The sequence below is a fragment of the Enterococcus sp. AZ177 genome, assembly GCF_050544585.1.
GTDB lineage: Bacteria > Bacillota > Bacilli > Lactobacillales > Enterococcaceae > Enterococcus_L > Enterococcus_L plantarum.
The window spans coordinates 990,357-1,011,304 of record NZ_CP172944.1 but is presented as its reverse complement, the minus strand read 5'-3'; the positions used below and the strand labels follow the sequence as shown (position 1 = coordinate 1,011,304).

The window sequence follows — 20,948 nt, the reverse complement described above, 5'->3', positions numbered from 1 at the left end:
ATCTTTGTACGCTTTAAGAGCTGACGTGTCTGTAGCTTTTGATTTTTCCATATTTTGGATAGTAGTTTATGTTGCCCAATAGGTTACTTTTATCTTTTCGACTAGTTCTTTGTATTTTTCTTCGTAATTCATTTTTTTACACTCCTCAAATCACATTTTGTAAATTAACTGATGTAACACTAAGGTCATGAACATCGACATGATACTTTTTACCAGTAGTAACTTGCCCGATCCTAGCTAGAGCCAAGTCAGTCTCTCTTGTGCCAAAAACAAAGCCGCCTTTTTCAAAGTTGTTTAGTAAATAAGAGCGTTCAAATTTATCAGTTTCTCCGTCAAATTCCGTAATCAATATGACGTTTCGAGCAGGAATATATTTTTTTCTTTTGCTCATTCTGCTTCCTCCTCTACTGGTACAGCAAACGCCCTATATTGTTCGCCAACCTTAGTGATTTCTTCATCAGTCAATTCAGCTCTGGCGCCGTCATTTTGCTTCAATAACCACCAGACTTTCCCTTCCGCTCTGTCATAACCTAAATATTGATCTGCGATCGGATCATAAATCCAATACAACTGCTCTTTTTCCACGGTGTAGCCGTCTAGCCATGCACGGGCGAATATCTCTACGTTGTTGTTCATCCAATTAAATAATTTAGGGGACTCCTTGGCATCGAACACATGCATAATAGCAACTCCTAAACCACCAATTTGAAATTGATCTTTTCTCATTTCCAAATATTCCGCCACAAACTCTGGCACCACAACCTTGTCTTGTTGGGTTGGTAGTGATGATTTGTACTCTTTGGCTAACTCTAAAGCATGCCTTATTCCTCCGTTATACCCATCCTCAAAATCCTTATTTATCGATTTACTGCTTACGTTTTCTAGTTCCTCTATCAATTCCTCAATCTTTCCCATGTGTTGTGTCCTCCTTATTCAAACCATTCTGAATGTTGTTCTTTACACCATTTCACGTAAGATTCGTTTTCTCTTTCTTGATGTTCATCAAGTTCTTTTTGCGTCCACTCTTTATCGCAATCCACGCAATAGTAAAGACGTTCTAATTCTTCATCGCAATTCGGGCATACTGGTATACAGCAATCTTCATGCATCTACTCCACCTCGTTTAGTAATTCTGGGTTGGCGTGGATTGATCCTAGAATATTTCTATTATCAACTTCAAACAAACAGATTGCATGAAAATCTCCTATCCTCTGGAGGCAATGACATCCATCTATGAATTGGATGACCCCTTTTACATAAGTTCCACCGTAAAAACCTTCTACAAAATCTTTACCAAATATCTCCACACCATTCTTATCTTTTAGTCCTGTGTATTGCATGAGGATGACGTTATCTAAGCTTTCCTCATCAATCCTAAAAGTATTTCCTCCAGGATTCGGATATTTGATTTTTATTTTATTGTTCAACCAATCAATTGCGACTACTTCGTCAAACATTTCTTGGATACGTATTTTCTTCCACGCTCTAAACTTCGGTTTATTCATTTGGTTCAGTCCTCCCTATTATCAACGCTTCTGGATAAATGCCAGTCTTATTTTTGTCGTAGCGGAAACTTTTATCTAAATTCCTCAACAAGTCACATTTTGTATCTGCGTATCCGTATACCGCCCCTGTATCTTTACCAATTGCTTTATACATGTCATCCACTCCTTAAAATGGTAAGCCGTCTGTATCGTCACTGACAATTCCCGAGCCACTAAATGGATTGTCTTGTATCGGCTTATTCGGATTGAAAAATTGGTCTTGTGATCCTTGGCTATTATCTTGCGATTTAAACGTGTTGCTTTGATTCGATGAAGAATTACCCTCGAACTGGTTTGAAACGTCTGTATTTTGATTCTGTGGCGAATTATCGCTACTTGAACGACTTTCTCTAAACCCGAACGTATCAACTACGATTTGTTTGTTGTAATGCTTAACGCCATCTTTCTCATAATTGTTATCTTGCAATTCACCTACAATGCCAATCATTGACCCTTTTATAAAATGATCCGCTATGATCTCAGCCGTTTTGAGGAATGCTATACAATTATGAAAGTCAGCTTTTCTGCTTCCGTCTTGCTCTTTCCGACTTCTACTCACTGCAACAGTAAACTTTGCTACAGCATTTCCATTTTGCGAATATCTTAGGTCTACTTCTTTTGTTAATCGACCATTTAAAACCACTAGGTTATCTGCGTTCATCAAACTACCTCTTTCCATGTCTTGAAATTCCAAATTTGTTTTATAGTATTTTCACTTACTTGATATATAAGAGCTACTTCTTTTCGCTTTTTATATCCTTTTAATGATCGGATGGTTTTAACAGCTTCTTTGTCTAATTTCGTTTTTAAAACACCGTTTTTCATAGCATCAGACATATTCTCTTTTTGTGTCCCTTGTTTTAAGTTGCATACTCGATTATCTGATTTAATATCATTCAAATGCCTTATAAATTTACCTTCCTCAATATCTCCAACAAACGTCTGGTATATAACCCGATGCACTAACTCTTTATCTTCTCTGCCGAACGAAACAACAAAGTGACCTGATTTACTTTTAGAAAAATTGAGCTTTCTGAATCTATTCCCCATTACCAAGCCATGTCGTCCTTTATTTATCCATAAAGAATAAATATTTCCATCTACGTCAGCGAAATAGCCTAATTTACCTTTAATCGGTTTAACTTCGACAACATTATTAATCATTTAATTCCCTCCACTTCAATTTCTGTCCTCGGGTTTAAGCTGTATAACTTTTGCGTAGTCACTGCAGCGATCTGCCCGTCATTCTTGTATAAGACACCTTCTAAGGCATCTGTCACCGCTTTAAAATAATTGTCGATATCAGGCTTCTTGTCCACGTACAGTGTTTCATTCGCCAGCTCTTGGTCCATTTTCTTTTTGGTTAACAAATACTTAGGCTGATAGACAAAAAACGTAATGGACACGCCAATCGGTCCTGTCTCAATTAATTTAGGCTTACTAGCCATCACATGGTATTTAACCGCTCGTTTGTATGCTGTCATAGCACTATCTTCGTATGCTCGTTTGTTAAAACTGTTAAATCTCGGTCTAGCTTGTGGCTTAGGTGCTACTGGTATTGTGATCAACATCAGTTACCGCCTCCGTTCAAGAACGCTTGTATTTCTGCATCCAACTTGGCTTGTTCCTCTGGTGATAACTTAGCTTCTGGTGTTGGATTGGTTACCGATTCTGGCATAGTCTCTTCTCTAATTGGTTGGCGGTAATAAGATTGTTTAGGCGATGCCTGTTTTTCTTCTTGCCATTTGCGTTCAGAATCGAGGTAATCATCATGAGTTTTTACCCCTGCCGCTCTCCATCGTTTGAGGATGCCAGAAAAATAGTTGTAGGTTCTCTTATTTTCCCTGGCACATATATTTACTGCATCTTTCATCAGTTCTAAGTCTCCATTAAAATCGTTTAAATCATATTCAAGGTCAGTAATATTGACTGGTGTTGCTGGACTAACATTTTTAGAGTAATAATCAATTAATTCTCCTAGCTTGTCGCTTCCAAAAGGTTGCTCGATAAACTGATAACTAGAGGACAACTCATCGACAAAATCTTTTTCTTGTTTTTTATTGTTTACTTTACTTTTATTTACTTTAGTTTCCTTTACTTTACTTTGTGCATTAATGTCTACATTAACTTCCTTTGGAATGTAATTATTGTTTTCACTAATTACGTACTTAGTAGGTTTTGGTGATTTTCTTCTTTTTGTTGCTTCAAAATAGATAGCTTGGATATTTTTGCTTGTCAGAACCTTAGCCGAGTTAAACAGGTCTTCATGAAAGAATTCCCATGTAACTAAGCGGATGACAATTTGATCTAATAATTCCTTACTCATTCCAGGAAGGCGTTTCAAAAGAGTTGCTTTGGTTAAATCATTCCACACAATGAAGTATCCTTTTTTGTATACCGCACATAGCAGCTTGACTACCGCAAGCTCTCCTTTGATGCCAAACTCTCCTGCAATAGCTTCTATTTTTTCGTCTTCAAACATATCTACATCAAAAGGAAAATAATCAAGACCATCTTTAGTGGGTCTTGCCACTTGATCACCCTCCTATCGCTTTCTTGTATAGTTCTTCATCTTTGTACTTTTCATCAAACTTCATAATCTGAGCATTTGAGGTTATACCAATTTTTATTAATGTTTCTTTATCCAGATAAACTGGTGTAACTTCATATCGTGCCAGAAATTCTTTTTCTCCTAGCGCATGTGCTATGTTATGATGCTCTAAGCAGACACAAGCGAATGGGAAAAGCCTGTGATCAACGTTCTTTCTCTTTCTGTTACCAACTGCAGTGACATGGTGTATTTGACCATTTTCTTTCGCACATACACAGCATTTCCTGTGCTTACAAGCGAAGTAAAAAAACTTGTCGTAGTCTAGTAAATAGGTATACCTTTTTGGCAAATCAACGCCGTTCATCAATATGAATTCAATTAAAAACTCAATCCATTTAGCTGCATCATCCATAGTTGCATCTGAATGAGAAAATCCATTGATTTCTCTATAGCTGTATTGATATTTCAGACTGATCTCCATCTCTTGAGCATCTACAAAATAATGATTCGCTATATCCCTAATCAATGTATGAGACACTGCATTTTGAGCAGAGGACATTTTTTCATTGTCTAGTAGTTTAGCTAGTACATAGTTTGATTTTCCTCTGCTCAAAAGTTTTAGGTACTCAGGATTGATATCTTCGTCAAACTCAATTGTCAGTTTGTTTTTGTCGTGAGATATGATTTTTCCAATCATTTAAATCACTTCTCTTTAGCTTCTTTTTTTAGATTTTTGCTAATTTGAATTAGGCAATTTGATATAATGCCGTATTCTTCATTTGTGAGTTGTTCAACACTTTTGTGGATATTCGTTTTTTTCTGTGCTGCTTTATAAGTCTTTTCCTCGCTAGTTTCGTGTTCTAAAGAGAATGTTTCGATTTGTTTGTTTAACTTTTGTATTTCTAAGTCTGATATCATCTTAGGCGCATTTTTAACTGCTTCATTTCCGTCATCATCCAGCTCACTAGTAACGCCGAATACTGCACCTAGTGTATATCTTCGTGCGTATGTTTCGGCAGACCCAAAAGCTTGGACATCAATTTTAGATGTATTAACAGTTAGTGGATCGTATAAAATATACTCTCCGCTTTCGTGAGTTACTAATGTGGCAACTGAAACTTGGTTGTTGGAAGCACTTGTTACTTCTTGTGTGTAACTCATTCCTGTACCTTCTATCGCTAAGTCAATAGCTTCTGTCACGTTCTCTAAAGGAACGTATTTACTTTTAAAGAAAGGATTGTCAGCATCTTTTTTTGGTTGTTTTAGGTTTTTTCTAAATAGAGCTAATGCTTTGAATATTTCTTGTCTCGTTTCACTAAATTTCATTGTTTGTTCAACCACTCTTTCCCACTGATAATTTCTAATTTTTCAGCAATTAGATTTGATGGATCATATTCGTCTAATGCGGTCATGAATCCTTCTTGGCTACCTACTAGTTTCTTTTCGATATCCATATGCTTAAAATACATAACGAATACCCAATCACTCTCGTATACGACATTTCCGAAATCATCTATGTTCCAATTCGCTGTATCATCTATTTCGTCTCCATACTCCTGGTAAAAATCTTCTGGCGGAGTAGTCAAGTAATGGTCCAATGCTTCTGCTTCTTTTGGTGTCATTGTCAAAATCCACCTTTCCGTGGTATAATTTTGTTAATATATTTTCGTTATCGACTGACAGGACTGCCATCCTATCGGTCTTTTTCAATTTCAATTGGAACCCAATTCATTTTTGCTAATTCGTGTTGCGCTACTACTAATGCCTCTCCGACCCAATCCGAATCAATCTTTATTGTTTTAATCGGTTTATAGCTACTTCCGACATTTACAAAAAGTCCTTTCCAAGCATCACGCTCAATGCACACTGCGTTATCTCTAAATCCTTCTCTAACAAATTCCAACTGTAAACTAAATGTGAGATAGATATAATTATTGAATTCAAAATTAACCACATAACTTTTGCTATTTTTAATGCTTGCTAAAAAATTAACTAGATATAACATCTCTTCATTCATTACCATTTGCTCCTATCGGTCTTTTTTTATTCAAATAATTCACGTTGTCTATTCGCTTCTTTGATCAACAAGCGTAAATCTGTATCTGGTAACCATTCGTCAATGTATGCTAAAGCATCATCAAACTTGATTCTTGGTAGTTCTCCATATCTTGGTAGGTGGAAATACTGTTTAAAATCTTTCCAGTAGTTTGAGAATACTTTTTTAGCATGTCGTTTATAAGCTGGACTATCTTTCCCACCAAGACACTCTACTACTTTCTTATTGGACTGCTGCTTAATTTCGAATTCTTGTTGCCCAGTGATCCGCATCGTGTCTTTTAAAACAGTTACGTCTTTCTTTACTTCTTTCATGTCTTCTAATTGATAAATCATCATATCTTCAATTGTTTGAGGAACTGTATTTTTTCTAATTGTGTCTTCCATATCGTTAAACGCTTGTATATATTTTTGCTTAAATCCAATTGCTTTTTTTCCAGTAAATCCCATCGCTAAAAGGAAGAAGCCATCACGACTGATAAAATAGATTCGTCTTGGTCTCCCATATAAATCAGGTTCAGTCCCTTCTATAAACATCTGTCCAAAATTGGACACATCTTCTTGCAATGTATCAATGTCTCTTAATACATGTTGATGTTTCTTGTTGAAGCTATCAGCTACTTGCAAACTAGTAGTTACAGCTTCTTTATTTTTCATTATTACTAGTTCTTGCATTTATATTTCCCCTTCCAATTTACTCAACCGATCAAAACTAATATTTGTACGGTTATGATATGCATCTTCCACTACCGCAGAGCAGTTACCCTTATTTACAATCCTTACGACTACATCGCAATCAATCAATGCTTGATCGCCTATTTCTAAATCTGTTGCAATTTTCTTTCTAGCCTTGTACATCTTGTGATTCTTAGGAAGTGTAATCACGTTTGCTGATGCTACTCTCAATCTCGCTGGCGCTGACATTCTATTTCCCTCCTACTCTCGGAAACACTTCTTCGACACGGCAATCCAAAGCGCCTGAAATCTCATAAGCTAATTCCAGTGATAATTTGTGTTTCCCTAACTCAATACTGTCAATTGTTTGTTTGGACACACCGACTTTTTCGGCTAATGTTTCAACTGACAATCCTTTAGCACGTCTGATCTCGTTAAGGTGACTTACATATACTGGTTCTTTCTTTTTAAACATGATCGGTTCCTCCTAGTCTTTTTTATATGTTCTAAGCGCATCCTCTGCAATCCAAACGTTAAATGATAAATACTCAGCTACTAAGCTATAGGTCATCAATAACAAAGAATAGCCTAGGCAAACTTTACTATTAACATCTAACGTTAAGAGTAGAATCATGCCGATTACATAAACAATATAGGTAATTTTGTTTAGATTTTTTGATATTAGTTTCATTTAGTTTCTACCTACCTTTCTATCAATTTGAAATTCTTCTATTGTCCAATTTGTAATTTCTTTGCCTACACTAATATCAAAAGCGATACGGTGTAATAATGTATCTTGAAACCCTAATTCATATAGAATTTTCAAAAATTTTTCTGTTTGCAATAACTCTTCATATCGTTCCTTGTCAATTTTCATTTCGGTTGCTCCTTTCTGTATTGTTAGAAATCATTCACCTTGGTATACTTTATATAGAAAGGTGGTGAAAATATATGTCCATAAATATGTCGCTAACACAATTCTTAACATTTTCTACTAAAGTCAGTACAAGTGCTAAAATAAATTACATCAAAGAAGTCAAAAACGATTCAGACTATCATCCTGCTAAAGATTACTGGAAACCGTTGCGAGACGAGATTAAACGTATCCACGAGAATGGATTACCCATCGAAACTTTAGACGATTTAATTGAACGAACTACTGACGAGAAAAAACTAAAGAATTATATCGCAGCTGTAAAAACTTACAAGCGATTTATCAATTCAAACGAAGTTGAATATTTCCAGACAGGTCAGTCATTTTGGAAACTTAGAGACGATCTATATGTTAATGCTTCCCCCGAATTTGGATTGTCCATTAACGGTGAACCAATGCTAGTAAAGAACAACTATAAGAAAAGATCTACATCGAACAAAATTGATAAACGAAATATCAACGCAACATTAACTTTGATGCAACTCGCCGAAAAAAATTTCTCTGTCCCTGATAATCAAAAATACTGTGTATTCAATTTTCAGAATGGAAAAGTAATTGAATCTAGTCCGTTACGATCAGAGAGTATTCTTGAATTAGAAATGGATGCAGAATTCATTTTGAACATATGGAATCAAGTCTAGGTATTACTTTTGCAACTTAGCTCACTCATAATCAGAGCGCAATTTTCACAAATATATTCTTTATCATTGATATTTAAAACGCCTATTCCTTCGCACTTGATACAAGGTGGGCGTTTTATTTTTTTAATGTACAAATCAATTACAAATACTGGTAAAATTTTATAGACAATCCTTTTCATTCTTCTCCTCCTGTTTTCTGTATTCTATCTACTACACAACATGTATACATCACCGCTAATAACGCATAGCCTTGCATAGTCTCGCCTGTGGCGAAACAGATGATCGATACTGTTAGTAAGATTAGGTTCGCTGTAACAATCATTCCAATACATCCTGGTAATCTGGTAAGTCATTGAACAGTTTTTCTAAAAATGGTCTTATTCCATCAGCATCAAATAGCCAGTTAGAGTTTTTGCTAGTACCATCTTTTTTTGCTAGTTTGTTCTTTTTTACGTATGGATCATCAACAATGTTTTCCATAATCCAATTACGTTGATGTCTTGTAATTTGAATCATGTCTTTCATAGTTAACCACTGTGGCTTTAGCAATCTAGTGTAAAGTTTTTCAATATATTCCCTTGCGTATTTCTCCATATATTGGTTGTCTACCTGTACATTTACCTGTACAGGTAGTTGTTGATTATTCATCTAAACACCCCTATCTTATTTTGATTCGCCGAACAAAGAAATATTAGGATTTCTAGGAACATGTTTTTTAACAGCTATTAAAGATTCTAAAAACCCTGATATTGCTTCGAGATTTTCTGATTCTCTTGATACTGTGTCGTAAATAATTAATTCTTCAGACATTTTCGAAACAATTTGACACCCCTTTTCGCAAACTTCGTAAATCATTTCTGAAATGTTTTTATGTGATGTTTCAGCCTTAAGACGTTCATTGTCTGCTAATAATTTATTTAATGTCTCAGCTTTTTCTATTACCTGTTCTAAACCTTCTGTGTTTACTTTGATACTTATATTACCTACATTTTGATTTTGTTGTTCCATTTACATTTCCTCCTATGCTGTTTAATTCGACTTGAAAGTTCACGCAACATGAACTTTTTCGCTAAAAAAATAAATGGGAATGTTTTTAGTACTAAGTCCTAGCAATTCACACGCTTTTGCAATGTCACGATCTTTCCACGAAACTTTACCGTTTAACTTTAGAGATAAAGTTCTTTCCGAAACTCCCATTGCGATTGAAAAATTATACTGAGTTCCAAATTTTTCAACAATTCTTCCTGACAATTTTGAATAATCATAGCTCATTATGATACACTCCTTTCTTTGTTCACGTTACATGAACTTTATATCTATAGTTTACCTTCACATTAAATCATTGTCAACACAAAAGTTCATGTATTATGAATTTTTTCGTTGAACTTATACCTAAGCTGTTATATACTGTTCTGTAAGGAGGTGATAGAAATGGAAAAAGTCTCCCCGGCAAATCGTTTACACCAAATAATGTCCAGTCGTAATTTAAGGCAAGTTGATATCTTAAAAATGTCAGAACCGTACCAAAAAGAATTAGGTGTAAAAATGGGGAAAAGCACTTTATCGCAATACGTAACAGGAAAACAAGCTCCAGATCAAGATAGAATATATCTTCTGTCAAAAACGTTAGATGTAAACGAGCCTTGGTTAATGGGATATAATGTTCCCATTGAAAGAATACCTGATTACAAAAGACAAGAAATGAACTATATCAACGCCTTAGAAGCAATTTACAATGAGTTAGAACCACAAAGGCAAACTAAAGTTTACAAATATGCCAAACAGCAACTTGACGAACAAGAATCATTGAATAGTAAAATAATTCCATTAGTGGGTAAAACTGCTGCGAACCCAACCGTTATAGAATATGGAGATGTAGATATAGAACAACATTCGTTCTCCCATGTACCTGAAGGAGCTGATTGTGCTATTTACATACAAGGGGATTCGATGGAACCATTAATAAAAGATGGTAGTATTGTTTTTTACAAAAGACAAGAAGATGTCGAAAGTGGTGAAATAGCTGTAGTTGAGATAAACGGTGACGGCGCTACTTGTAAAAGAGTAATTAAAGATTACGACAATAGACAGATTATATTGAGGTCAGTAAATGATCGATACGAGGACAGAATAATGCATGATGAAAAAGTTCGGATTATTGGTAAAGTCATTCTATAAAAAGTGAGGTAATAAAATGGGAAAAAGATATGTTGTTACGGAAGAATCTGGTTGCGGTTGCGGAACGTTATTTGTTGGAGCGCTATTAATTTCTTTATTTACTGCTGCTTTACCTTATCTAATTCCAGTCGTTATTATAGCAATCATTTGTTGGTTTGTATTTGGATATCCTAAAATGAAGGAGAACAAGAGAAAAGCAAAGGAAGAAGCTGAAATTTTAGAACTAGAAAGACTAAATGAGTTAGAACGAAGAAGAATTGAAGCTGAACGTGTTCAAGAAGAATTGAGATCAAAAAAGGAAAAGAAAAATGATTGGTCCGATTTTTAGAGCCTTCGGGCTTTTCTTTTTAACTAATTAAGAACATACATTCGGAAAGGAGCTGTTATCATGGCCAGTATCAAACAACAAGACAACGGGAAATGGCGATACAGAATTAGATACAAAGAGAATGGAAAATTTAGGGAAATATCAAAGAGTGGGTTCAGAACGAAAAGAGATGCTCAATCTGCTGCTAACGACATCGAAAGTAAAATGAATGCTGGAATTAGTGTTAAAAATGAAAATATGATTGTTAGTGAGTATCTGGAAATGTGGGTTGCATTAAAAGAAAAACATGTGAAAAAATCTACCTTAGCAAAAATAAAACGATCCATTACTCTTCATATATTGCCAAAGTTTTCCTATTATAGACTAAATGAAGTTAAACGAATGGACTGTATTGCATGGGTGAACGATATGTGTAGTCACTTAGCTGTAGATTCTGCTAAATCATATTGCGCAACGTTTACCAACGCTCTAGAGGATGCCGTGAATGACTACAAGCTAATAAGTGTTAATCCGATGAAAGGTATAAAATATCCTCGATCAGAAAAACGAAAAAATGACATACAGTTTTTTGAAAAAACTGACTTACAAAAGCTTATTGAAGTTTCAGAAAAATACACAGGCACAAAACCATTTGTTAACTATCAATATTACGTTTTGACAATGCTCTTGGCAAGAACAGGTTTGAGGCTTGGCGAAGCTTTATGTTTAAGATGGTCCGACTTAGACAATAATAAATTAACTATAGATAAAACCCTATATCGTGAAAATAACAAAGATTATATCACTGAACCTAAAACGCAGTCTAGTTATAGAAAAATTTTAATAGACAAAAAAACCTTTTCCTTATTAAAGTCTTTCAGGATAAAGAAAAATGAACATTCTTTGAAGTCTCAATCTTATGTTATTAACAAGGAGTTTATCTTCAATGATTTAAATGGTGATTTTTTAAAACAGTGCAACTATCGGACGTATTTCACTAAGATATGCAAAGTTGCTGAACTAAATCACTTATCCCCTCATGCCCTTAGACATTCACATGCGGTTCATTTATTAGAAAGTGGATCAAATATCAAGTTTGTTTCCGAACGTTTAGGTCATAGCACGATCAACATGACAGCCAACGTTTATCTTCATATCTCCCAAAAAATGGAAACCGATTCTATCGACAGATATGAGAACTTTTTATAATTTTGTGGCAAATTTGTGGCAAACACCTTCTTAAAACCCTTCACAATCCTTTTATAACAGCATTTCTTCTTAATGCCTGCGGTTCGGTTGATGAACCTTGTCGAGGAAGATTTTCCCTCAAAAAATGATACGTAGGCATTATATCTCATAATTGATCGTTTCACAATGATAAGTCCGCTTTTTTTTAATCTTTCAACAAGCTATTTCTTATTTTGATTTTGTTTTTTCAAGCATCCATCATTCTTAATTTTTCACATGTCTGTTATAATAAGACTTTGTACAAGGAGGAAAGAAATGAAGAAACATTATTATCTCGTCATCAATGAAAATGCTGGTGGCGGTACTGGAGGCAAAGTTGCCGAAAAGATTATCAAACAAATGCATACTGCCCACATTGAATATACAACTTTCTATACAGATCACGCTGGACACGAAAGAGAAATCGTTCAAACTTTAGCACAGAATACACTGATTCCTTGGAGCAATGATTTGGAAATTAGTACTTTTCCACTTCTAGTAGTTCTAGGTGGAGATGGTACTTTGCATAGCGTCACCAATGCTTTATTGTCCTTTGATTCCAAAATTCCTATCGGCTATATTCCATGTGGTTCAGGAAATGATTTTGCCCGTGGTGCGGGGATTGCTAAACAAGCTGAAAAAGCTTTTTTCCAATTACTAAAGGCTGAGACACCGCAAGAAATCCAAATTATTACCTATGCTGAATCGATACAAGATGAAGATGGACTTGCTGTTAATAATATCGGTATTGGCTTGGACGCAGCAATTGTCAATGCAGCCAATACATCTGCGTCAAAAAGTGCTTTAAACAAATTCAATATGGGGTCTTTATCTTATATTTTTTCTATTTTAAAGGTATTATTCACTCAAAAAGGCTTCCCGATTCTTGTTGAGGTCAACGGTAAAAATGTTGAATTTGATCGCGCTTTTCTATGTACAGTAACAAAACACCCTTATTTTGGCGGTGGCGTGCCAATTGCGCCAATGGCTGATCCACGCAAACCTGTTCTGGATTTTGTCTTGGTCGAACGTATCAACATGTTTAAAATTTTCTGGCTGATTTTATTATTACTTCGAAAAAAACAGATGCATTCAAAATACTTTCATCACTTTCAATCCAGCAAATTTCGAATCGTTTCAACGTTTCCTGAATATGTTCATGCCGATGGTGAAATTTTAGGGGAGAGAAGTACTGATATTTCTTTTGGAACTGAAACGAGATTATTTTGGTTCTAGGTACATTAAACTGAGGCTGGGACATCCCAGCCTCTATTACGTATTATTCTCATTTTTAATTTAACGATTCAAATGCTTGTTTCAAATCTTCAATCAAATCCTCACTGGCTTCAATTCCTGTCGAGATCCTCAATAAATCAGGTGTTAATCCGTATGACTCTCTTAGCTCTTTTGGAATATCAGCATGCGTTTGCGTTGTTGGATACGTAATTAAGCTTTCAACTCCACCCAAACTTTCTGCAAAAGTAAAAATCGACAAGTTTCGTAAAAAGTCTTTGATCTTTTCGTGATCCTTTAGTTTAAAACTCAGCATTCCACCACGACCTGGATACATCACTTCCTTGACATATGAGCTGGTTTTTAAATACGCCACCACAGACTGCGCATTTTTTTCATGTCTTTCCATCCGTAACGCTAGAGTTTTCATTCCTCTGATCAATAACCAACAATCAAATGGAGACAAAACTGCACCAGTAGTGTTTAGACTAAATGCCAATCGCTCTCCGACTTCTTGTGACCGAGCTATTACAGCACCTGCCAGTAAATCGTTATGACCACCTAAGTACTTTGTAGCACTATGCAAAACGATATCTGCACCTAAATCTAATGGGCGCTGGATCAATGGCGTATAAAATGTATTATCAACAATTAGTTGCGCTTGATGTCGCTTTGTGAAAACAGCCACTTCTTCAATAGACACTTCACTCATCAAAGGATTGGTCGGGGTTTCAATAAAAACTGCTGCCGTTTGGTCCGAAATTTCTCGTTCAAAACCAGCTTCGTCATCAACATAAATAAATTGATAGATTCCTTGCGTTTCTAACTCTTTAAAATAACGGTAACTACCGCCATATAAATCTCTAGATGCGATAATTTGACTCCCAACAGGAAATTGGCTAAGGACTAATTGGACGGCACTCATTCCTGAGCTAGTTGCTAAACCAATCGCACCATTTTCTAACACCGCCAATGCAGATTCTACAACTTCTCTTGTTGGATTTTTAGTTCTCGTGTAATCATAGCCCGTCGACTCACCTAGTGTCGGATGTTCATACGTTGTTGAAAAATAAATAGGCGTATTGATCGATCCGGTCACTGAGTTTTGATGATTCCCAATTTGTGCCAAAAATGTATCAGTTTGGACTTTTCCCGATTGTGATTCTTTTTCCATTAATTCCCCTCATTTCTACCAAAATAATCTACCTTCATTTCTAGTAAACCATGTTGCTGTGTTGTTTTTCATTATATACATCGTCATCCTCTTAAAGCAAGAAAAAACTGAGATAGCCGTTTTGGCTCATCCCAGTTTGTCCACTATCACATAAAATCATAGGGTGTAGTTTGATTCATTCCAATCATCGGATCGATCGTTTGAGCGCTGACTAAACTTGGTGTCAACAGTCTATCTAACTCTGCTTCAACTTGTTCCGCACTTTCTTCAACAGGTTCGCTAAACAACGAAATTTCTTCTGATTCGGGTTTCACTGAAATAGGCTCTGCTACTACTTCAGTCACAGCTATTTTATTTTCCTTCGCTGCTTCATACACAATGGGTTCTTTTTCTACAGTATCCGAGAAGGGAGCTTCTTTATTCAATCCTTCTTCATACTCTTCCAACTGCATCCTTGTCGTCAAAGACATCTCGTCCGCACTAGTGATTCGTTCTTTCAACATCGTTAAACGGCTAGCAGTTTCATGTGCAACGCACGTATTGAACGCTTGAACTTCGCCTAACAAAATCAAAATTTCTTTGCTTCTAGTGACAGCTGTGTAGAGTAAATTACGCTGCAGCATACGATGGTATTGATGAACCATAGGCAAAATGACCATCTTGAACTCGCTACCTTGCGCTTTATGGATCGAGCAACAATACGAAAGCGTAATTTTGTTCCATTCATTTCGTTTGTAACTCACTTCATTATTATCAAATTGGATCACTAATTCATCGACTTTGTCTTCTGAATCTTTAGCTAAAATAATACCCACGATTTCGCCCATGTCACCATTAAAAACATTCAGTTCTGGTGTATTGACTAAATGAAGCACTTTATCCCCAATACGATAGACTGATTCATTCCACTTCACTTCTTTTTTCGTTCCATCATTAGGATTGAAAATTTCTTGCATCATTCTATTCAATGCATCGATACCAGCTGCGCCTCGATACATGGGAGCTAGCAACTGGATGTCTTGTGGCGAGAACCCTTTTGCTTTGGCTTTAGTCACAATTTGACGGACATAAGACTCGATACGAGAAACATCACTAGGAAAAAATGAACGATCTTTTTGATTCACAGTAAAATCTTGCGGCAGTCTACCTTGTTTGATTTCATGTGCTAAAGGAATAATACTTGAGCCATCGCCTTGGCGGTATATTTCAGTTAATTCCATTTGTGGTATTTCATTGATTTGCAATAAATCATGCAATACTTGACCTGGTCCAACGGAAGGAAGTTGATCTTTATCTCCAACAAAAATAACTTGCATATTAGTTGGAATCGCCTTAAATAAGGTATTCGCCAACCATGTATCAACCATCGACATTTCATCAACGATCAATAAGCCACCTTCTAGTTCTTTTGCTGTCATACTAGGATTTTTTTCCCTACCAGTTAATCCTAATAAACGATGTATCGTACTTGCTGGGAGCCCAGTTGTCTCATTCATTCGTTTAGCTGCACGACCTGTTGGTGCTGCTAATAAGATTGGAAACATTTCCTGCGTGTAGTCCTTACTATCCAAAGAAAGTCCATTCAACTCTGCAAACAGCGAAACAATTCCATTGATAACGGTTGTTTTCCCTGTTCCTGGACCACCAGTCAAGATGAAAAGTGGGGCTTTGATTGCTTCCTCAATAGCCGCTTGTTGAGAGTCGCCATAAAGAATTCCTAATCGTTTTTCGATCCCACGAATATTTTTTTCAATCTCTTTCTTATCGTACTTGATTTCTTTTTTTCGTGAAAGTAGACGTTGAATCGATGTTCCGATTCCCCACTCAGAAAAATATAAACTATTTTCAAAAAGTTTAGTGCCTTCTTGCTGGATTTTTCCTTCTTCGACTAAATGAATAATTTGTTCCGCCACTTGATCAATGGAAATCTCAACTGGACGGCTTGCCTCCAAAGTATTGATCGTTTCTCTAAGCAGCATTTCTGCTTCTACGTACGTATTTCCGGAACGAACAGAATGTTGAAAAATTTCATGAGTGATTGCAGCTCGCACACGTTTATCTGAATCTGCTCCGATCCCTAATTGTTCCGCTATAGTATCTGCTCGCTTAAAGCCAATCCCTTCAATATCCTCTACTAACTGGTAAGGATTTTCATGAATAATATCCAAAGTCTCTTCTTTATAGGTTTGATAAATCGTAAATGAAAGCTGACTACCAAATCCATAACGATTTAAGCCCACAATTACTTGCTCCATACCATGATTTAAGCGAATGGTTTCAATGATTGTCTGGCATTTTTTTTCATTTAATTGAGGCACTTCTTCGAGAACATCTGGGGTTTCGATAATGCGATCAATAGCATCATCGCCTAAAATTTCGACGATTTTTTCAGCAGTTCGTTTTCCAATTCCAGGAAATTTTTCGCTTGATAGATAGTTTACAACACCACTAGCAGAAGTTGGTCGCTCTTGCTGATAACTATCGACTTGGAACTGCTTGCCATAACGAGGGTGATCAACAAAATGTCCAAAAAAGCGATAGATTTCTTCTTCCTGAATTTGGCCGAAACTACCTGTCGTAACGATTTCCTTTTCTAAATAGTCTGTATTTGTGTCAGTGATTTTCACTAATAAAACTTTATAAAAATTACTGGGATTTTGAAAAAAGATCGCTTGAACCTGCCCAACTACGTATTCTTTTTCCCCTTCTCCAAACAACGTATCCATGGATTTCACCTCGCTTTATCCCAAAAAATATATTACTGTAAAAAAGAATCATCATTCCATAATGTTAAAGTATATACTTCTTCATCTTCTGCTACTTCTAAGATTGATAAACTATTATTTTTAAGGCCGCCCATACTACGCAGTTCGCCTAACTCTTTCCCTGAAAGTGATTGGATTGCCGCAGTTAAAGAAGCACCATGGCCTACAAAAAGATACGGTCCATCCCCATTATCAACTGCTGCTTTTACAACAGAAGAAATGCGTGTTATTGCGTGTTCAATTGGCTCACCTTGAAATACTTCAGGATTATATCGGTCCAGCTGATAGCGCATATGATCTAGTTCTTGTCCATATGTTTTTCTCATTTCGTTGATAGACTGACCTTCTAACTTACCAAGGCCTAATTCTTTTAACTCATCTGTATAAATTATTTCTACTGGTCGCTCTAGCTCTTGATTGATCCCTTCCGCTGTTTTTCTTGCACGCGGTGAAGTACTTGAAAAGATTTTTTTAAAGGGCACTTCTTTAAGTGTTTGACCTAACCGTTTTATTTCCTCATAGCTCGTTGGAAGCAACGGTGAATCTCCCGTCATTCCTTGAAACCTAAGTTCCTGATTCCATTCCGTTTTTCCATGGCGAGTAAAATATAATTTCATGCGTCCGCTCCCTTGATTCGAATTTATTGATTTTTACTTTTTAATGTCCATTTATTTATCTTATCTAGTGTATCATTTTCACTGGCAAAATTCCATTTAACTACGAGGTTTATAAAAAACAGTTTCCTCCGTGTGTGTTTCTAAAAAAACTACGTTATAATAAAAGAGCTTCAAGCTTGTATCGTGATATTGAAGGAGGAAACTGATTTGTTTTTTGAGCACATTCATCATATTGCCATCAATTGTTCTAATTACCAAAAAACGAAAGAATTCTATGTAGAAAAAATAGGTTTTGAAATCATTAGGGAAAATCATCGAGAAGAGAAAAATGATGTTAAACTAGATTTAAAATTAGGAAATCATGAATTAGAAATTTTCATTTCACCTAATGCACCAAAAAGACCCTCTTATCCTGAAGCTTTGGGTTTACGCCATTTAGCGTTTAAAGTAGAAAATATAGAGGAAGTCATTGCCTTCTTGAACACTAAAGAAATTGAATGCGAACCAATTCGGACAGATACATTTACAGGAGAAAAAATGACCTTTTTCTTTGATCCAGACGGTTTACCTTTAGAGTTACATGAATAATGTACTGATTTCTCTTTATTGTTGAAAAAAAACTGTTCTCTTCAATCGTAAGGAGAACAGTTTTTTAGTATTATGTTTAATCTAATTTATCCTTTTCATAATGATGCTGTAATTCCAATGCTGGAAAATTTTGTTGACGCAACGCTTCATAAACCACTAATGCTACCGTATTTGACAAATTCAACGAACGAACATGTTCATCATTCATCGGAATTCGTAAACATTTTTCTTCATTTTCTCGCATAAACTCTTCTGGTAATCCAGTCGTTTCTTTCCCAAACATAAAATAATGATCTTTGCCATCAGCATAATCCATTTCACTATACGTTTGATTTGCAAATTTTGTGATTAAATGTAGCGGTTGCTCACCTAAATAGGTTAAAAATGCCGTCAAATCTGCATGATACATGATATTAACGTCATTCCAATAATCCAATCCTGCTCTTTTTAAGTGTTTATCATCGGTCGAGAAACCTAACGGCTCAATGAGATGTAAGGGTGAATTTGTTGCTGCACAAGTCCGGGCGATATTACCGGTATTTGCTGGGATTTGAGGTTCAAATAATACAATATGATTGGTCATGATTTCACTTTCCTTTCATTTGAATGATTCATCATTTATTTTTTTGTTCACAAAAATCGGCATAAAAAAAACGTATCGCCTCGGTGTCAATCACTGCGAGTCGCTACGTTAGTGAAGCTCTTTTCACTAACTTTTATCAGAACAGGAACCTGATAAAAACCAATGAAAAAACAACTTGTATGTAATATAACACCATTACCAGAGCTTTGCAATACCTTTTAGCAAATTTACCGATTGTAAGCGCTATTTCAATTTTCCTTTTAACATGCGAACGTCAATTGTGATGTCAGATAATGGATTTTTTTGAATCGCTTCTTTTACTTCTTCAGCTACGCCCCATTCCAGTGGAGACATCTCTAATAAATCTAGGCGATTTTCTTCCGGTATGGAGAAGCTATAGGTTACGCGTTCGTCGGACAAAATATCCATTTCCTTATAAAATTTTGCCAAAACTTTTTCATTGGAATAGGTTTGCTTCGTTTCATCACCTGGATAAAAGGCTGTCCTCAACTCTTTTAGATAATCTGTTTCAGGCACAACTTTGATAAGTGTTCCCTCTTGTTTTAAAACACGCTGAAATTCACTATAATGAGATGGCGAAAAAATATTTAAAACAGTATCCATCGATTGGTCTGCAAATGGCAAGTTTGTCAAATCAGCGACGCACCAAAAAGCTTCGATTGGTTGGTTGCTGGCTAAATAAATCCCATCCTTAGAAATATCAAACCCAAATTTTGGCCCCACTAAGCCTAAACTAGAAAGCTCAGACAAAAAGCTTCCCTCACCGCATCCAACATCTAACGTATTTCCAGTCAAATCCATATCACCAATAATTTTTTCCAATAAAGGCTGATACATACCACTTTGAATCATCTTGCTTCTATGGATCAACATTTTTTTATTGTAGTCTGTTTGAATACTATGAGAAAGAAAATAAATCGTTCCCTTTTTAGATAAATCAAATTGATGGTTTTCTGCACAAATCAAACTATATCCTTCTAGCTGAATTGACTTTTTACATACTGGGCAAAGAAATTGTTCTTGATGTGTTTCTAAAAAATTACGAGCAAAATCAATTTTTTTCAACATAAGGTTACTTCCTATTCACTATAAATTCTGACACTAATTGATTAATCGTCGCTATTTATCTTACAACGGGAAGAAGACTTTGGCAACCGCCATAATTGTGGTACAATGCCTGTGAAGAAAAAACAAGGAGTGAATCGAATGATCAAAGAATTTTGTGCTGAAAATTTCACAAATATCCCGACTGCCATCCGCAACGGGGCAGGACGAATCGAATTATGTGATAATCTAGCTGTAGGTGGTACAACACCTAGTACAGGTGTTATTGAAGAAGTTGTTGCTTATGCTGGAGAAAAATCGATTCCCGTTATGACAATCATCAGACCACGAGGTGGAGATTTTGTATACAATGATATTGAACTTAAAATTATGCATACTGATCTAATCGAAGCAAAAAAAATTGGAACTGATGGTGTCGTTATAGGTTGTTTAACAAATGACGGCTGGTTAGACGAAGAAGCATTAGAATTATTGATCGAAACTGCAGAAGGGCTGCAAATCACCTTCCACATGGCTTTTGATGTATTAAATAAAGAAAACCAACTTAAAGCAATCGATTGGTTAGCAGAACATGATGTACATCGTATTTTAACACATGGCGGGCCTTCTGGAACAGCAATCGAGGCTAATTTTGATCATCTAAAAGAACTGATCAACTATGCTAATGATCGAATTACTATATTACCTGGCGGTGGTATTACTGATAAAAATGTTAAATCTGTAGTAATGGCCTTGCAAGTTGATGAAGTCCACGGGACAAAAATCGTAGGAGAATAAAACGAATAAAGGA

At 35.8% G+C, this 20,948-nt stretch carries 34 protein-coding genes; 7 read left to right on the top strand and 27 right to left on the bottom strand.

Annotation, left to right across the window (positions count from 1 at the left end; translation table 11 throughout):
* Positions 1-145 precede the first annotated feature (145 nt).
* From IGJ34_RS04855 to IGJ34_RS04770, 18 genes are all read right to left on the bottom strand, one after another.
* Complete coding sequence (locus IGJ34_RS04855) at positions 146-391, bottom strand: hypothetical protein (RefSeq protein WP_430597327.1); 246 nt, start codon at positions 389-391, stop codon at positions 146-148.
* Positions 388-915 (bottom strand): DUF1642 domain-containing protein, encoded by a 528-nt coding sequence (locus IGJ34_RS04850; RefSeq protein WP_430597328.1) that lies wholly within the window; start codon positions 913-915, stop codon positions 388-390. The genes IGJ34_RS04855 and IGJ34_RS04850 overlap by 4 nt, the downstream gene beginning before the upstream one ends.
* A 14-nt stretch (positions 916-929) precedes the next feature.
* On the bottom strand, positions 930-1,109 hold the full coding sequence (locus tag IGJ34_RS04845) for a hypothetical protein (RefSeq protein ID WP_430597329.1): 180 nt from the start codon (positions 1,107-1,109) through the stop codon (positions 930-932).
* Entirely contained in the window at positions 1,110-1,505 is a 396-nt protein-coding gene (locus tag IGJ34_RS04840; protein ID WP_430597330.1) for a YopX family protein, read from the bottom strand.
* A complete protein-coding gene (locus IGJ34_RS04835; protein ID WP_430597331.1) occupies positions 1,498-1,659 on the bottom strand; it encodes a hypothetical protein in 162 nt (53 codons plus the stop codon). Before IGJ34_RS04835 ends, IGJ34_RS04840 begins: the two co-directional genes overlap by 8 nt.
* 12 nt (positions 1,660-1,671) lie before the next feature.
* Positions 1,672-2,205 (bottom strand): single-stranded DNA-binding protein, encoded by a 534-nt coding sequence (locus IGJ34_RS04830; protein ID WP_430597332.1) that lies wholly within the window; start codon positions 2,203-2,205, stop codon positions 1,672-1,674.
* Entirely contained in the window at positions 2,205-2,708 is a 504-nt protein-coding gene (locus IGJ34_RS04825; protein ID WP_111248853.1) for an HNH endonuclease signature motif containing protein, read from the bottom strand. The genes IGJ34_RS04830 and IGJ34_RS04825 overlap by 1 nt, the downstream gene beginning before the upstream one ends.
* On the bottom strand, positions 2,705-3,115 hold the full coding sequence (locus IGJ34_RS04820) for a RusA family crossover junction endodeoxyribonuclease (RefSeq protein ID WP_430597333.1): 411 nt from the start codon (positions 3,113-3,115) through the stop codon (positions 2,705-2,707). Before IGJ34_RS04820 ends, IGJ34_RS04825 begins: the two co-directional genes overlap by 4 nt.
* Positions 3,115-4,077 (bottom strand): Lin1244/Lin1753 domain-containing protein, encoded by a 963-nt coding sequence (locus IGJ34_RS04815; protein WP_430597334.1) that lies wholly within the window; start codon positions 4,075-4,077, stop codon positions 3,115-3,117. The genes IGJ34_RS04820 and IGJ34_RS04815 overlap by 1 nt, the downstream gene beginning before the upstream one ends.
* Before the next feature lie 4 nt (positions 4,078-4,081).
* Positions 4,082-4,792 (bottom strand): putative HNHc nuclease, encoded by a 711-nt coding sequence (locus IGJ34_RS04810; protein ID WP_430597335.1) that lies wholly within the window; start codon positions 4,790-4,792, stop codon positions 4,082-4,084.
* 5 nt (positions 4,793-4,797) lie between these two features.
* Entirely contained in the window at positions 4,798-5,421 is a 624-nt protein-coding gene (locus IGJ34_RS04805) for an ERF family protein (protein ID WP_430597336.1), read from the bottom strand.
* Entirely contained in the window at positions 5,418-5,717 is a 300-nt protein-coding gene (locus IGJ34_RS04800; protein WP_430597337.1) for a hypothetical protein, read from the bottom strand. Before IGJ34_RS04800 ends, IGJ34_RS04805 begins: the two co-directional genes overlap by 4 nt.
* A 71-nt stretch (positions 5,718-5,788) precedes the next feature.
* The gene (locus IGJ34_RS04795) at positions 5,789-6,112 is read right to left on the bottom strand and encodes a hypothetical protein (RefSeq protein ID WP_430597339.1); all 324 of its coding nucleotides are present in this window, start codon (positions 6,110-6,112) and stop codon (positions 5,789-5,791) included.
* 26 nt (positions 6,113-6,138) lie between these two features.
* Positions 6,139-6,825 (bottom strand): Rha family transcriptional regulator, encoded by a 687-nt coding sequence (locus IGJ34_RS04790; protein WP_430597340.1) that lies wholly within the window; start codon positions 6,823-6,825, stop codon positions 6,139-6,141.
* Entirely contained in the window at positions 6,826-7,074 is a 249-nt protein-coding gene (locus IGJ34_RS04785; protein WP_430597341.1) for a hypothetical protein, read from the bottom strand.
* 1 nt (position 7,075) lies between these two features.
* Complete coding sequence (locus tag IGJ34_RS04780; RefSeq protein ID WP_430597342.1) at positions 7,076-7,300, bottom strand: helix-turn-helix transcriptional regulator; 225 nt, start codon at positions 7,298-7,300, stop codon at positions 7,076-7,078.
* Between the two features lie 12 nt (positions 7,301-7,312).
* Positions 7,313-7,516: a hypothetical protein gene (locus tag IGJ34_RS04775; protein ID WP_430597343.1), complete on the bottom strand. Its 204-nt coding sequence runs from the start codon at positions 7,514-7,516 to the stop codon at positions 7,313-7,315.
* The gene (locus tag IGJ34_RS04770; RefSeq protein ID WP_430597344.1) at positions 7,517-7,702 is read right to left on the bottom strand and encodes a hypothetical protein; all 186 of its coding nucleotides are present in this window, start codon (positions 7,700-7,702) and stop codon (positions 7,517-7,519) included.
* A 74-nt stretch (positions 7,703-7,776) separates the two neighbouring features.
* Between IGJ34_RS04770 and IGJ34_RS04765 the strand changes: the two genes are divergently transcribed.
* Positions 7,777-8,400 (top strand): hypothetical protein, encoded by a 624-nt coding sequence (locus tag IGJ34_RS04765; protein ID WP_430597345.1) that lies wholly within the window; start codon positions 7,777-7,779, stop codon positions 8,398-8,400.
* A gap of 175 nt (positions 8,401-8,575) precedes the next feature.
* On the opposite strand, the gene IGJ34_RS04760 is transcribed toward IGJ34_RS04765, so the two are convergent.
* The 4 genes from IGJ34_RS04760 to IGJ34_RS04745 are packed head-to-tail and all read right to left on the bottom strand — an operon-like array spanning position 8,576 to position 9,672.
* Entirely contained in the window at positions 8,576-8,722 is a 147-nt protein-coding gene (locus IGJ34_RS04760; protein ID WP_430598242.1) for a hypothetical protein, read from the bottom strand.
* The gene (locus IGJ34_RS04755; RefSeq protein ID WP_430598241.1) at positions 8,719-9,048 is read right to left on the bottom strand and encodes a DUF771 domain-containing protein; all 330 of its coding nucleotides are present in this window, start codon (positions 9,046-9,048) and stop codon (positions 8,719-8,721) included. The genes IGJ34_RS04760 and IGJ34_RS04755 overlap by 4 nt, the downstream gene beginning before the upstream one ends.
* 15 nt (positions 9,049-9,063) lie before the next feature.
* A complete protein-coding gene (locus tag IGJ34_RS04750) occupies positions 9,064-9,408 on the bottom strand; it encodes a hypothetical protein (RefSeq protein ID WP_430598240.1) in 345 nt (114 codons plus the stop codon).
* A 39-nt stretch (positions 9,409-9,447) separates the two neighbouring features.
* Entirely contained in the window at positions 9,448-9,672 is a 225-nt protein-coding gene (locus IGJ34_RS04745) for a DUF739 family protein (RefSeq protein WP_430598239.1), read from the bottom strand.
* 159 nt (positions 9,673-9,831) lie between these two features.
* On the opposite strand from IGJ34_RS04745, the gene IGJ34_RS04740 reads away from it, so the two are divergent.
* The 4 genes from IGJ34_RS04740 to IGJ34_RS04725 all read left to right on the top strand — a co-directional run bounded on the left by IGJ34_RS04740 (position 9,832) and on the right by IGJ34_RS04725 (position 13,348).
* Positions 9,832-10,578, top strand: coding sequence for a S24 family peptidase (locus IGJ34_RS04740; protein WP_430598238.1), 747 nt, complete (start codon positions 9,832-9,834; stop codon positions 10,576-10,578).
* Positions 10,579-10,594: 16 nt separating this feature from the next.
* Entirely contained in the window at positions 10,595-10,906 is a 312-nt protein-coding gene (locus IGJ34_RS04735) for a hypothetical protein (protein ID WP_430598237.1), read from the top strand.
* Positions 10,907-10,966: 60 nt separating this feature from the next.
* Entirely contained in the window at positions 10,967-12,094 is a 1,128-nt protein-coding gene (locus IGJ34_RS04730) for a tyrosine-type recombinase/integrase (protein WP_430598236.1), read from the top strand.
* A 294-nt stretch (positions 12,095-12,388) separates the two neighbouring features.
* Positions 12,389-13,348 carry a diacylglycerol/lipid kinase family protein gene (locus IGJ34_RS04725; protein WP_430598235.1) on the top strand — a complete coding sequence of 320 codons (960 nt, stop codon included), beginning with the start codon at positions 12,389-12,391 and terminating at the stop codon, positions 13,346-13,348.
* 55 nt (positions 13,349-13,403) lie between these two features.
* Here the strand turns inward: IGJ34_RS04725 and IGJ34_RS04720 are convergent, their stop codons facing one another.
* The 3 genes from IGJ34_RS04720 to IGJ34_RS04710 form a co-directional block, all read right to left on the bottom strand.
* Positions 13,404-14,519 (bottom strand): PLP-dependent transferase, encoded by a 1,116-nt coding sequence (locus IGJ34_RS04720; protein WP_430598234.1) that lies wholly within the window; start codon positions 14,517-14,519, stop codon positions 13,404-13,406.
* 146 nt (positions 14,520-14,665) lie between these two features.
* Positions 14,666-17,245, bottom strand: coding sequence for an SF1B family DNA helicase RecD2 (gene recD2 / locus IGJ34_RS04715; protein WP_430598233.1), 2,580 nt, complete (start codon positions 17,243-17,245; stop codon positions 14,666-14,668).
* A 32-nt stretch (positions 17,246-17,277) separates the two neighbouring features.
* Complete coding sequence (locus IGJ34_RS04710; RefSeq protein ID WP_430598232.1) at positions 17,278-17,901, bottom strand: histidine phosphatase family protein; 624 nt, start codon at positions 17,899-17,901, stop codon at positions 17,278-17,280.
* A 207-nt stretch (positions 17,902-18,108) separates the two neighbouring features.
* On the opposite strand from IGJ34_RS04710, the gene gloA2 reads away from it, so the two are divergent.
* Positions 18,109-18,489: an SMU1112c/YaeR family gloxylase I-like metalloprotein gene (gene gloA2, locus IGJ34_RS04705; RefSeq protein WP_111248753.1), complete on the top strand. Its 381-nt coding sequence runs from the start codon at positions 18,109-18,111 to the stop codon at positions 18,487-18,489.
* A gap of 76 nt (positions 18,490-18,565) precedes the next feature.
* On the opposite strand, the gene trmL is transcribed toward gloA2, so the two are convergent.
* Positions 18,566-19,072 (bottom strand): tRNA (uridine(34)/cytosine(34)/5-carboxymethylaminomethyluridine(34)-2'-O)-methyltransferase TrmL, encoded by a 507-nt coding sequence (gene trmL / locus IGJ34_RS04700; RefSeq protein ID WP_430598231.1) that lies wholly within the window; start codon positions 19,070-19,072, stop codon positions 18,566-18,568.
* Positions 19,073-19,315: 243 nt separating this feature from the next.
* Positions 19,316-20,161: a methyltransferase domain-containing protein gene (locus IGJ34_RS04695; protein ID WP_430598230.1), complete on the bottom strand. Its 846-nt coding sequence runs from the start codon at positions 20,159-20,161 to the stop codon at positions 19,316-19,318.
* A gap of 138 nt (positions 20,162-20,299) precedes the next feature.
* Between IGJ34_RS04695 and IGJ34_RS04690 the strand changes: the two genes are divergently transcribed.
* Positions 20,300-20,935 (top strand): copper homeostasis protein CutC, encoded by a 636-nt coding sequence (locus IGJ34_RS04690; protein ID WP_069654290.1) that lies wholly within the window; start codon positions 20,300-20,302, stop codon positions 20,933-20,935.
* Positions 20,936-20,948 lie beyond the last annotated feature (13 nt).